The sequence below is a fragment of the Synechococcus sp. M16.1 genome, assembly GCF_014279895.1.
Taxonomy (GTDB): domain Bacteria; phylum Cyanobacteriota; class Cyanobacteriia; order PCC-6307; family Cyanobiaceae; genus Parasynechococcus.
Genome location: NZ_CP047954.1, coordinates 784,403 through 796,026 on the forward strand (window position 1 = coordinate 784,403; position 11,624 = coordinate 796,026).

Annotated in this window: 15 protein-coding genes; 3 read left to right on the plus strand and 12 right to left on the minus strand. The window is 56.2% G+C overall.

Annotated features, from left to right (window positions below; genetic code table 11):
- Positions 1 to 345 precede the first annotated feature (345 nt).
- Positions 346 to 513 (minus strand): DUF4278 domain-containing protein, encoded by a 168-nt coding sequence (locus SynM161_RS04365; RefSeq protein WP_115160729.1) that lies wholly within the window; start codon positions 511 to 513, stop codon positions 346 to 348.
- A gap of 1,402 nt (positions 514 to 1,915) precedes the next feature.
- Between SynM161_RS04365 and SynM161_RS04370 the strand changes: the two genes are divergently transcribed.
- The gene (locus SynM161_RS04370) at positions 1,916 to 2,113 is read left to right on the plus strand and encodes a hypothetical protein (RefSeq protein WP_186542100.1); all 198 of its coding nucleotides are present in this window, start codon (positions 1,916 to 1,918) and stop codon (positions 2,111 to 2,113) included.
- Between the two features lie 36 nt (positions 2,114 to 2,149).
- Here SynM161_RS04370 and SynM161_RS04375 read toward each other — a convergent pair whose 3' ends face one another.
- The 3 genes from SynM161_RS04375 to SynM161_RS04385 form a co-directional block, all read right to left on the minus strand.
- Positions 2,150 to 2,860 carry a hypothetical protein gene (locus SynM161_RS04375; RefSeq protein ID WP_186542101.1) on the minus strand — a complete coding sequence of 237 codons (711 nt, stop codon included), beginning with the start codon at positions 2,858 to 2,860 and terminating at the stop codon, positions 2,150 to 2,152.
- Between the two features lie 306 nt (positions 2,861 to 3,166).
- Positions 3,167 to 3,268, minus strand: coding sequence for a DUF4278 domain-containing protein (locus SynM161_RS04380; protein WP_115008803.1), 102 nt, complete (start codon positions 3,266 to 3,268; stop codon positions 3,167 to 3,169).
- A gap of 1,369 nt (positions 3,269 to 4,637) precedes the next feature.
- The gene (locus SynM161_RS04385; protein ID WP_186542102.1) at positions 4,638 to 4,799 is read right to left on the minus strand and encodes a hypothetical protein; all 162 of its coding nucleotides are present in this window, start codon (positions 4,797 to 4,799) and stop codon (positions 4,638 to 4,640) included.
- 271 nt (positions 4,800 to 5,070) lie between these two features.
- Between SynM161_RS04385 and SynM161_RS04390 the strand changes: the two genes are divergently transcribed.
- A complete protein-coding gene (locus SynM161_RS04390) occupies positions 5,071 to 5,298 on the plus strand; it encodes a hypothetical protein (RefSeq protein WP_186542103.1) in 228 nt (75 codons plus the stop codon).
- 268 nt (positions 5,299 to 5,566) lie between these two features.
- On the opposite strand, the gene SynM161_RS04395 is transcribed toward SynM161_RS04390, so the two are convergent.
- The 3 genes from SynM161_RS04395 to SynM161_RS04410 form a co-directional block, all read right to left on the minus strand.
- Positions 5,567 to 6,376 (minus strand): glutathione S-transferase family protein, encoded by an 810-nt coding sequence (locus SynM161_RS04395; protein ID WP_186542104.1) that lies wholly within the window; start codon positions 6,374 to 6,376, stop codon positions 5,567 to 5,569.
- 434 nt (positions 6,377 to 6,810) lie between these two features.
- On the minus strand, positions 6,811 to 7,041 hold the full coding sequence (locus SynM161_RS12205; protein WP_370593111.1) for a DUF4278 domain-containing protein: 231 nt from the start codon (positions 7,039 to 7,041) through the stop codon (positions 6,811 to 6,813).
- Positions 7,042 to 7,175: 134 nt separating this feature from the next.
- Positions 7,176 to 8,447, minus strand: coding sequence for a hypothetical protein (locus SynM161_RS04410; protein WP_186542106.1), 1,272 nt, complete (start codon positions 8,445 to 8,447; stop codon positions 7,176 to 7,178).
- A 396-nt stretch (positions 8,448 to 8,843) separates the two neighbouring features.
- Between SynM161_RS04410 and SynM161_RS04415 the strand changes: the two genes are divergently transcribed.
- Positions 8,844 to 9,026, plus strand: coding sequence for a hypothetical protein (locus SynM161_RS04415; protein ID WP_186542107.1), 183 nt, complete (start codon positions 8,844 to 8,846; stop codon positions 9,024 to 9,026).
- Positions 9,027 to 9,387: 361 nt separating this feature from the next.
- Here the strand turns inward: SynM161_RS04415 and SynM161_RS04420 are convergent, their stop codons facing one another.
- The 5 genes from SynM161_RS04420 to gloB all read right to left on the minus strand — a co-directional run bounded on the left by SynM161_RS04420 (position 9,388) and on the right by gloB (position 11,609).
- Positions 9,388 to 9,630: a hypothetical protein gene (locus tag SynM161_RS04420; RefSeq protein WP_186542108.1), complete on the minus strand. Its 243-nt coding sequence runs from the start codon at positions 9,628 to 9,630 to the stop codon at positions 9,388 to 9,390.
- Positions 9,631 to 9,648: 18 nt separating this feature from the next.
- Positions 9,649 to 9,855 (minus strand): hypothetical protein, encoded by a 207-nt coding sequence (locus SynM161_RS04425; protein WP_186542109.1) that lies wholly within the window; start codon positions 9,853 to 9,855, stop codon positions 9,649 to 9,651.
- A 274-nt stretch (positions 9,856 to 10,129) separates the two neighbouring features.
- Positions 10,130 to 10,357, minus strand: coding sequence for a DUF3136 domain-containing protein (locus tag SynM161_RS04430; RefSeq protein WP_006850228.1), 228 nt, complete (start codon positions 10,355 to 10,357; stop codon positions 10,130 to 10,132).
- Between the two features lie 45 nt (positions 10,358 to 10,402).
- Positions 10,403 to 10,795, minus strand: coding sequence for a RidA family protein (locus SynM161_RS04435; RefSeq protein ID WP_115009239.1), 393 nt, complete (start codon positions 10,793 to 10,795; stop codon positions 10,403 to 10,405).
- A gap of 64 nt (positions 10,796 to 10,859) precedes the next feature.
- Positions 10,860 to 11,609: a hydroxyacylglutathione hydrolase gene (gene gloB / locus SynM161_RS04440; protein ID WP_186542110.1), complete on the minus strand. Its 750-nt coding sequence runs from the start codon at positions 11,607 to 11,609 to the stop codon at positions 10,860 to 10,862.
- Positions 11,610 to 11,624 lie beyond the last annotated feature (15 nt).

Below are 11,624 nucleotides of genomic sequence, written 5' to 3' on the forward strand. Positions count from 1 at the left end.
GATAGAGCCCGAAAGTATTCAGCGATTTGGCTCGGGCGTTGGTGAACGCCTTGAACTCAGTCTCGAAGCACTGTTCCTGAAACCAAATGTCGGGCCCATCGCTTCGTTCAACACAGAACATCATCTGTTTCCCTTGAGGTTCTCAGCTTGGAGAGGGCAGAGCTGCTCGCTTGCTATCTCCAAATGAGCTTCGGGATCATGTCTTCAGTTGGCGACCAGCGAGCAAGGGACCCAGTCAGCCTTAGGAGCCCAGCCCATCTCCTTCTGGGAAGTCGGTGCTTAGATGCAGGCAAAAAGAAACCCCTGCCGTGGGCAGGGGCTTGAGATCTCCTGCTTAAGCCTTGATCACTTGGCGTAGGAAACACCGCGGTAGGTCAGGCTTGGATGAGCATTGTGAGCGACTTCTTCGCGGCAGGTGTTGTAAGTCTCGCGGCGGTAGGTCAGCTCAATACAAGCTTTGGGCGAGGCTGCTGGAGCCTCGTAGGAGTGACCTCTGTAGAGAAGAGCAGTCATGGTTAGTTCCTCAGAAAATTCCAAGTCCCCGTTCCGTGGCTTGGAGTGTCTGCGCCCCTTCAAAAGGGGTGAACGTTGTGTAGCGGTTGCTACAGATCTTTTATACAGGGTCGTCATCCCCCCTGTCGTTCATATGGATACACAGCACTTTTCTGGCTGGATCCAGCTCAGTGCCCTCATCCAATTCCAGGCAAGCGGAGCCCCGAGCGATTGAAGCTCCGCTGCACCGCCAGCTCTGCCAGTTGCGGTGCAATTCCGTCGTAACCGCACTGACTTCAGCTAAATCGCGTTACTTACTACGGAATCGCAGACAGGGTGATCCGCTGCAGCTCTATAGAGCAGATCACCTGAGCCAAGCCCACCACCCTCTCGTGGGGACGTGTCTCTATTGAGGTCATAGCTCTAATGGTCTGGGCTTTGCCACAGCCAGACAGGAGTTCAGTCCACGAGTTCAGTGTCTTTGCGGACAAACCAGTCGTTCTCATCCGCAAATCTCTTATCGATACGGCGCCGAGTCTCAACAACGTGTCGGCGTTGTGCCCACAATTCGCCAACGAACTTTGCGAGTCGTTCCCGGTGACCCACAGACTGCATGGGCACCAAGGGATCTTGCTCCGTTATTTCGGGATATCCAGAGGTCATCTAAATCGGGATGGTTGAATTTCAACCCTTAGCTAGATCTTTGGTTTGTGGCCATTACCCAAAAAGAAACCCCGGAGGTTTCTCCGAGGTCGCTAACCCTTTCGGTTGATCCCCATCACCCGACCGGACTGGACAAAACTAGCCTCGTTGGACTCAGTAGTGCCAACAAATCCATATTCCGGACATAGTGCGGTGAAGTCCTGTACCGACTCTTAAGACACCAAGTGTGGGGCTAGGCAGTGGCTAATGGCTGGGCCATATTGTCAGTTCCCCCATCACCTGGCCCGATGTGCGCGTCACAGCGGGTTTTTTTATGCCTTGAAGCACTAGCAGTAGTGCTTTTGAGGCGTTTCGAGGCTCGAAGCTGCAGGTAGGGCCACTTGGTATGTGGATAACGCGAGGCAAAAAGAAACCCCCGCCAAAGGCAGGGGCTCAAAAACGTCTCTCGGGAGTGTGACCTTGTTTCCACCCCGTGAGGCGTTTTTCCTCACACATTCACTATCTCTACCCAACTGGCACTGTGACAGTTGTTGGTGGACGGCTTGTCGCTTGTCCTTAGTCAGTTTCTTGAGCTCAGCCATCTCCATAACTCCTCCCGTGGTTGGTTTTTGAGCTTTCCGCCACTACGGGCCTCGGTTGAGAACGGGGCCACAAACCATTTCCACGCAGGGGGATCTAGTCAGCCGTCGAGCAGATCCCCCGAGCCAAGACCGCCGTTCCCTCGGCTATCTCGTCTCATCTCCACAACTAGCCACGGATCATGAATCGCGACTACATCGACTGGCTGGAGACGTTGCCCTGCAACCTCAATCCGGAGAAGGTCAACGTGTGGATAGGTAGCTGGGCGCCACTGCCTGAAGAGATTGATCTGCCTGCTTACGAGGATTGGCAGGATCGCGAGAATCAGCGAAATCCCAAGGGTCTGATGTCTCGCCTGTGGCGTTGGTTTAGGAGCTGATGCAAGCGTTCGATTGGTACATCGATTGCTCAGTAATCACTCTTGAGCCTTCGCCCTCTGCTTCTCCAGCATGAGCTTGGCCTTGTCGTAGCGCTTTTGAAAACCAGCTTTCAGTCCCGAGTGCTGTGCCATCAGCTGCGCCCGAGCTCCATCCTTTCTCTTGGTTTCATAAACCCGATCACACAGCTGCCAATACAGCTCAATGATTCCGATCTCGCGTGCGTAATCCTTCTGCTTGCGCAGGATGATTGCCACCCGCTTGAAATAGGCAGGAGCAGGGAACCAAAGGTTGATCTGAGACGACTCCATCTCGGCCTTGCAACAGGCCAGCATCAGATCAAGATCGTGCTTGCTCTCCGGAGAGTCCTTGAGAACCTCCCAGGTCTGCTTCCCATCGACAAGAGTCTGAGGAAACATCATTCCGAGGATCTCGCCGGAGGTCTTACCTGCATTGCATTGCTCGACGTACCAGTCCGTACCGAACTCAGTCGTTTCGACTAAGGGCGGTTCAGAAGCTTTCGGTGACTTCGCAGCAAGCATCGACGTTTGAGGCGTCAACGCTGGAGCCTTCGCAGCGTCCTCAGGAAAAGTCACTCCTCTGGCGCGGGCATCGTCCCTCAGGCCTTCCATATAGGCCTCCCACTCGGCGTCGCGCTTCGGAGTCTTCTCAGCCTTACGGCTGAAGATCAGCTTTGCGAAGACAAAAGCAATCGCAAGGACTGCCAGCAGAAACCCAAGAAGCTCCATTGCTGATCAGCTGTGAAGCAGGAAGGCCAGGACATAACCAATCACAAGACCTTTGCCAAAGGTGAGCCAGAGCATTTGGTACTTGCTCAGACCAAACCGCTGCCTGATCCGTTTGAGGAATGTCTTATGCCAGAGAACGAGCGAGTTCCCCGTGTTCTTTTTTTTGGATTTCTTGCCCATACATCCATCCTGCCCTCAACCAGCCTCAGGAGCCCAGCCCATCTCCTTCTGCGATGTCGGCGCTGACTTGTAGGCAAAAAGAAACCCCCGCCGAAGGCAGGGGCTTGTGGTCTGATCAAGCCTTGATCACTTGGCGTAAGAAACGCCGCGGTAGGTCAGAGCAGGCTTAGCGGAAGCGCCAGCCACTTTCTGCTGGTCGTACTTCTGGCCGCGATAGGTCAGGGTCATTTGAGGTTCCTCAGAAATCCAGGTCCCCGTTCCTTGGCCTGGTGATCTGCGCCTCGCAGAAGCGAGGTGAACGTTGTTGGTAGCGGTTGCTACAGATCATTTATAGGGGAGGCGTCAACCCCTTTGTCGTTCGGGCGGATACACAGCGAGTTTTTGGTTGAAGCTCCGCTTCGTGCATTCACCTCTCCTCCCTCTGTCGTGATGTCTAGCCCGTAGCGTTGGATCAGGTGAAGCCAACCGTGATCGACGTTTGAGTGCAAATGTCGTCGCCTACACCGCAATCCTTGTCCAATATCGAGATCTTTATTCGACGCGGCTGGGTCAGGCAGGCCACTACGCGAGAACCACATATCAAGCCAGTTCAATGAGCCGAAGAGGAATCCACCCACTGCTGATGGGTTTGGACAAACCGAAGCCCAAACCACATTCCAAAAAACAGACAGATCTGAGTGGTTTCGAGTCAGCCCAGAGAAAACGGTTTCTGCGGGCGGAAATAGAAGAGGAAAAGCTGGCTGCGGCAGCCGGGCGCCGACATCTCCTCAAGCTGGAACGGCAAGTTGCATGATCGACGTCTGATGGCTTTTGGGCACGGGCTGGTAGGCGTCTCGTCGGTAGTCCGAGATACCACTGAACAGACGTTCACGGAAGATTTTCTGGAAACTAAAACCTGTCCAAAAAGTCGCTGCAAACCCCGGCGTTAGCCCCCATATTTGGTGCCCAGGCAGCAGACGCGTATCACGTGACACTGTCCAGGCAGTACCGGGAGAGCGACCTGGTAACTGGCAGAAATAGCTCCCTTGGCACGAGCGATTGCCAGGGGTAGCTTTCTGCGCTCTTCAGATCTCTGAAAAGAGTTGGTGCATTCGCGCTAAAGCCTTGTATAGGGACGAACTTGTTTTCAGCGGATACCGCATCGCTCGGGGAGAACGTCGTTCTCCTCGCGGTTCTGTGGCCTCACATCATTGATTCGGTAAGGCTGTTGGAAGTCAGCCCGACCGATGGAAGGGGCTGCAGAGCCGAGTGCTGATTGCTATCTGGTTTGGTTGCGATTTATTGGGTCAGCTGCTTTGTGGCGATGACTCGCGTTCTTCGTGACCAGTGGGCACCGATGGCGATTGCAGGAGCATCACTAGTGGCGTTGGTGTGGCTTGAAGCCTTTGTTTGGTGAGTCGGCGGGGCAGCCTGAAGAAAACAGAGGGCTTAAGTAGACCGCTCAAGTGGCAGGCGCATCTTGAACTTGCAGCCCGAGGGGGTCTGCACTTGGGAGTCGAGGACCACTTGGCCTCCTCCCTATTAACCGGGGAATCGAGGACCGTAAGGACTCTTCCCCACACCATTCCAAGCCGTCAGCTCAAAAGCTGGTGGAAATTCACCGCACGTAGCGGGCATAACTGGGCAGTCGTTTCAATCGAATCTGAGTCGAATAACCCGTCGGCGTGATGATGTTCACCACTTCAGGGGCAGGGCTATTCAGCGTGTAGCCACGTTGGGTCAACTTCTCCCAGGATTGTTTGAGTAATTCAGTGTCCATAAGTTTTCGATAACACATCTCATCAAGCTTCCGCCAGTTTTGATCAGTATGTGCCACTTGATGCAATTTTGAACCTCAAGGGTTTTAGCTTTGTGATGCCCCTGGCTACTGGTTTTGGCATTCGACGAACTCGATAGGACAACCAGGCATATCCGTGATGCAAGGGCTCGCGCGCTGGAAGTGCTGAATGAAGCCTCCCCCAAGCTCACCGCACTTGAGAAGGCCATGTGGATGAAGTTGAAGCGAGGGGAATGCCCCTGCAAAAACAGCAATGGCCAATATCCCCGAAGAAAGCATTGACGCAGAGGCTGCCAGTTGTCTGCAATATGTGGCACTTGATGCATTTAAGGACAAGGAATTAACGGACCATCAGGAAAAGCAGAAGAGAGATGATCCAAGAATTCAGCATGATTTCTCGGCCGCCGCCGATGGTGCATCAGCTTGGCGACAAACGCTTTGTTGTCTGTGTGTCGAGTGGGCTGTGCTTGGAATTTGCTGACCGATGGGATGCCGAGTGCTGCCTGAAGAGCCTTCAGGTTGCCAGTGTTTTGCCTAAGTAGTGAGGCTGCACGACGCCTCGGATACAAGTCCAGATCTCAGCTCTATAGACTTATCAACGACGGCTACCTGCATGAGCATGTCCATGTGCAGCAGCACACGGGACAGCGTTTGGTTGACATAGAGGGGCTGAGGGAGAAGCTGCAGTGCATCTGCCAGTGGCGCCCCGACAGCGTGTTCCTAAGGAAGCCTCTTTAACGCCTGGCAGCTCAACTGGGAGATTTAGAAATCACAGCGAACTGACCGGCGTTACGCGCAATCTCTACCTCGATTTCCTCCGGTGTTGCATACGGAGGGCCAAAGAAAGCAGGCCGAGAGAAAGGCACGGTGAGACCGGTACTAAAGGACGGACGCTGGTGGAGCATCTCGATCCAGGCGAGCAGATGGCACATCGCCGAGATATCGACATTTGCCCAATAAGCACTAGCGCAGTAAGGGAAACAGGCGACATCCACGAGTGTGCAACGCTGACCGAGCACAAACGGGCCGCTCGATGACGCGAGCTGGTCGTCGAGCATGCGCAAACAGCGCTCCGCTTCGGCAATGAAGCGACCAATCGCGAAGGGATCGTTTTGGCCGCGAACCTTGGCGATTCGCTGAAAGTACATGGCCTGCCCCATCGAAGGTCCGAGGGCGCTGACCTGCCAATGGAGCCATTGCTTCGTCTGCAAGTGCAGCTGCAGGTCCTCATCGGCAGGGGGCAGCAAAGGGCTGACGAAGCGAGCCGCGCTGTACTCCAAGATGGCTGCCGACTCGGCGACTGTTACTCCGCGCGCACGATCAATCAGTGCCGGAATCCGACCATTTGGGTTGATGGAAAGAAAACCTTCACTGCGCTGTTCACTCTTCTCAAAGTTCACCAGTGCCCAGTCATAAGGCACACCCATTTCTTCAAAAAGGATTGGGAGCTTCCAGCCGTTTTGGGTGGCATATATCAGACAGCAAATTTCACTGTGTTCTGAAGACGACCACGCTTCGTCAAGCGTCACCTGCCTGGCGAGCCTTGATTTTTGGCTCATGTCATCGCCTCTCTAAGTCCTCCATCTCTGATCAACGCTAGGGATCCGATCCGATCGTTCAACTGAGTGCTCCAATCCTGAACTCAGATCAAATCAACCATGTGGTCACTTGCTGTAGGAACAACGCCATTGAGGCTTGGCAGGCGATGCAGAAGACGGGCTGGAGGCGCTGCCCCCCGCCTGTGCGCTGAGGACCAATCATTTTCGTCATGACAAACGGACCCAGCAGTTGCCGCTGACTTGGGTCCGCGTCCCGGCCGGAGCCCTCCAGAACGGGACGCACCTCAAATACGCCAGTGACGCCAATCGATTCAGAGTGAATCGATACCAACCTCGACTTTTTGTTGCCAAGAGAAAAAACTGCCGGAGGCGCTGCCCCCCCGCCTGTGCGTTGAAGCCATTAAGGGCGGAAGCATCCGCCCCATCCACTCGACTTAGTGGGAGTAGCTGACCCCGCGGTATGTGAGAGCAGTCACAGCGCGAGAGGCATTGCTCATTGATGCCTGGTAAGCCTTGCCCATGTACTTGAGCTGAACAACAGTTTTCTCCTTTGGCTCGTTGCACGTGGTGTACTTGTTGCCGAGGAAATTGAGTTCCATTAGGGGGGGTGGGGGATGCAAACGCTTAGATCTCAGCCCAAGGAATCGGATAAAACAATGTTCCATCCGTTACTTAATAATTTAGTGATAATTATTTGTCGCTCTGCGGATACACCTGATCGTCTCAGTGTGTTCTGGCAAACATCTTTTTGATGGCAATTTTCAGTTGCTTGTCTGAATTCATAGATGAAATGAAGTGACTACTGCTGTTGCTGCATCTGCTGCTGACGCTTGCTGAGCGTCGCCGCCACAGCCATGTTGGCGGCGTCCACTTCCTTCTCCATATCCTGGTCGTCGATCCACTGGCCGTAGTGCTTCATATGAGTGCGAACGTCATGGCCCATCAGCCTTGCGGCCGTCCGGATGGCGATGGGTGTGTAGAGAGCACTGCGCCAAGCGAAGCCATGGCGGAGGCTATATGGCTTCAAACCTTTAATTTCTTCTTTCAGCACTTCATTCCAGAAAGGATGGCGATCGAGGTATTGCCCAAAGGCCGCCCCGCCGTCCTTGAAGTTTTTGGCGTTGCGGATGCTGGTCGGGAGCTTCACCAGCCCGCTGTGCCACAGCTGCATCAGGCGCTCACCTTCTCCAGGTAGCTCTTTCAGGTTGAGAGCACGAGCAGTGCGGGGCTTCTTGGGTGTTGCCGCTGTTCTGCTGTTTCGCTTGGTGTTGCCGACCTTGAGCTTGCCGTCCTCAAAGGACAGCACCATCAGCTCAGCAGGACGTAATCCATAGAAAGCGACCAGCCCCACGGCTAAGTGCAGCTCAGGGTTGCCCTCAAGGCTGTCCAGCAGCCTGATCAGCGCCTCTGGTTTCACTGGTGGCGTGTCTTCCTTGGGTGTGGTCCTGACCCCAATAAGAAGAGCCACCTCCTCATCGTCAGGGGGCAGCCAAAGGTTGTCGGCGGCGCATCGTTTCACCGCAAAACGCAGGAACCGGCAGACATCCAGCAGGTTGCGTTTACGCCCTGATGAGCCTGGCGCGATCTTGGTCAGGTGCTTCTCGGTGTACAGGCGAAGCAGAGCACCAGCATCATGCGCAGCACCAGCGCGAGCCGTTATGAGATCGACGACACGCTTGATCCGGTACGCCTCATTCGTGTTGTAGTTCGACTCCGAGACGGTCCCTGAATCAACCCGGAAACTGCGGTATCGCTCCGAAACCACAGTCCAGTTCGTGGCTTCACCAGTCAGCTCAGGGCTGTCTGAGATCAGTTGATATGCGTCCTTGAGGCCGATGTTCTGGTCGGCCATGGTCTCCCGCAGCTTTTTCACCAGCGCGGTGACGGCATCGCAGCTGCTTGGCGCGAAGGGTAATGGTGTGGATATCGACGGGCGTCTGGCTGAGCGCCGCGTCCCTTCGATCTTCTGGATCTTGAAGCGCCCGTACTGATCCTCCAGTACCCAGCCGGGACCATTGCTGCGTCGCACGACAGAGCGCAGATCCTTCAGCCACTGAGCCGCCTTCGCCATGACCCCCTTCTGCTTTGCAGGTGGTCAGAGCTTGGCGGTCATGAGTGTGTTTTGCAAGTGTGTTTTCTGCCCTTATTCGCCCCAGCATGCAGTCGCAAGTTAAGTGGTGTTCCTTGAGAATCCTTAGTGTGTCTGGGCTTTTTCTAGATATCGCAGTCAGTCTCGGCGATCAAAAAGACTGCATGGCATGCAGGGGGTCAGGAGTTCGAGTCTCCTTGGTTCCATTCAACAGAAGCCCAGCCTCTGGCTGGGTTTTTTTATTGCCAATGCGCGGTGATGATTCCGCTCGATGCCCTGTGTTGGTGCAAAAAGATGAAGCGCGGCAAGCTCTGGGCGCCCACCTGGACAAAGGAGCTGAGCTGGGCACCTGAGGATGGTTGAGGGCAGGATGGATGGATGGGCAAGAAATCCAAGAAGTCAAAGAAGGCGAAGCAGAGCTGCTCTGTCCTGCTGTGGCATAAGACGTTTATCAAGCGGATCAGACAACGCTTTGGTCTGAGCAAATACCAAATGCTGTGGATCACCTTCGGCAAAGGTCTGCTGATCGGCTACGTCCTGGCATTCCTGGTTCATCGCTGAATGGACTCCACCCAGAAGCTCGTGGAGAAACTGGTTGAGAGGCGGATGCGGGTCACTGGAGAGTCGCAGGCGGTAGCCACTGCCAACGTGATGGCAGCTTTCAAGAAGCTGAGGAAAGACAAGGAGTAGCCAGACCCGCTGCAAGCTTTGGGCTCCAGAACCGGGCTCGATCGGGCTGCACCGTGGCGGCATAAGAAAGCCGGGTGCTGTCTCCAATCGCAACCCGGCTGACGCATTCACCTTGATGTAGCTGGTCTTAGCCCGTGCCGCAGAACCTCAGTTATGGCTCAAATGTTCAGCTCGATACATGAGCTAACTGGCGCATTGACTTAGGGCGCCGGCGGCACCGTGGGGTGGCTGATCAAAATCCGCGGCCGTCACGCTCTCGCATTTCCAGGCGGAGTTGTTGATAACGAAGCAAGGACCGCTCTTCATCCAGCTGAGGAAAGAGCAAACGGGCCTCCCCCAGGCTCGGCGGCTCCAAGAGCCAGTCATCAGAGCGATCCGGGGCCACTTGCTCAGGCTTGCGTTCCCACAGCTGTCGTCCTGGAGCGACCCAGTCAAACCAGCGACGAAAACGGTCGAACAGCTCGAGTGGGTGCATCAAGTCACCCTAAGGAGATCACGAATCCAGGCGTTGGGATGTCTGCATGGCGTACGGCTTCGGGCGATCAGAAACAACAGACTCGTTCTGGGGCATCAGGCTCTGCGGTTGCCGCTGCCTGGGATCCTCCCCATTGCGCCAGGGGGTGAACATCAGGAAATTTCCGGCCACCAGCCCAGCCGTCACGATCACTGCGGCAATCTGCTCGAGCTGTTCGATCTCCATCCCTGCATTGTCCCGCGTTCTCCCAGCAGGGGTGTCCCCTGCATCGTCGAGGGCTTGGGATTCAGCTCGCTCTGCAGTTCCAGGCAAAGGGCCGCTCCCAGCATCACCGTGACTACGCCCAGTCCCTGACTCAGCTTGAGTCGCCTTTTGGGCTTGCGAAAAATACAGCGGGTCATTCCAGGCCCTTGATTCTCAGCCTGATTTAACGCTTGTTTTCAGTTCAAATTGAAGCGTTGACCACGAGAACGCTGGGAAAACGCTGAGACAACCGCTCTCAATCCTCTTTTGGGTTCTCCAGGTCGCGGCGGATCAGGGCCAGCAGGTAGGAGGGCGATTTGTAGCGGGTGGGCAGGCAGCGGTTCAGCGTTTCCAAATGCCCCCAGCAGACAGTGCGCTCAATGTCTTGAACGGTTTTTCCCTGCTGGAGGAGACGCCGCAGCGCCTTGCAATACATCGGATATCCCGCCTCTAATTCACCGATGGTGAGTTTTGCCTGAGGCATAGGACCACTGAAGCCAGTTCCAACCTATGCCCCCGCGGGCCAGGCTCAGCTGCCGAGCCAGGCGACGCAGTCGATTTCCACCCGTGCTCCCTTGGGGAGGGCTGCCACCTGAACGCAGGCGCGCGCTGGGCTGACCCCCTCGCCGAACACCTCGGCATAGATGCCATTCACGGTTGCGAAATCGCCCAGGTCCGCCAGGAACACCGTGGTGCGCACCACCTGAGCCGGGGTGGCGCCAGCTTCTTTCAGCACTGCACAGAGGTTTTTCAGCACCTGATGTGTTTCCGCCGCCACATCACCGTTCCCCACCATCGCGCCGGTGGCTGGATCCAATGGAATCTGCCCGGAGCAATAGAGCCACTCGCCGGCCAGCACTGCCTGGTTGTAAGGCCCAACCGGTGCAGGGGCGTCTTGAGTGGTGATGGCCTTGGCGCTCATGGGTTGGTTCTCAACAGCATTCATCACGATCATCGCCGTTGGTGATCCCCTGCTCCGCCATCGCTCATGCCGGCCGCCACTGGTCCTTGTGCTGGCGCAGCACGGCCAACTCCGCGGCTGAACCGGCCTGCATGAACAGGTTTGTGCGGCGTTCCATGGCGATGCTGCTGGGCAGGCTGAGTTCTCCTTGGGCACGGAGCCTCCGCACCTCCCGGTAGCGCTCAGCCAGAACGGTGTCGCTGGGGCGTTGCTCCACGGCCCATTGCAGGTTGGCCTCGGTGTACTCGTGGGCACAACAAACCCTTGTGGCCTCGGGCAGTTCCGCCAGTTTCTGCAGGGCCTGATGCATCTGTTCAGCGCTGCCTTCAAACAGTCGGCCACAGCCCCCGCTGAACAGGGTGTCCCCGCAGAACAACAGGGGCCCGATCTCGCCGCCCTCCGGGTTCGGGATGAAAAAGGCGATGTGGGCCCGGGTGTGAGCCGCTACATCCAGCACCTCCACCTCATGGCCAAGAACAGTGATCCGGTCCCCATCCCGCACCGGCATCGTCTGGAACGGGATCCGCTCCCGGTCCTCAGCGGAGGCAATCACCGCAGCCTGGGGCCAGCGTTTCAGCAATTCCGGTGTGCCGCCGATGTGGTCGGCGTGGTGATGGGTCTGCAGCACGGCGGCCAGGCGCAACTGCCGTGCATCCAGCCACTCGCGCACCGGCGGCGCCACGGCAGGGTCGATCACCACGGCCTCCGCGCCCCTCACCCAGATCCAGATCAGGTTGTCCTGGAGCACCGGCAGGGCATGAAGTGAGGAATGCATCGTTAAAGTCCTGCC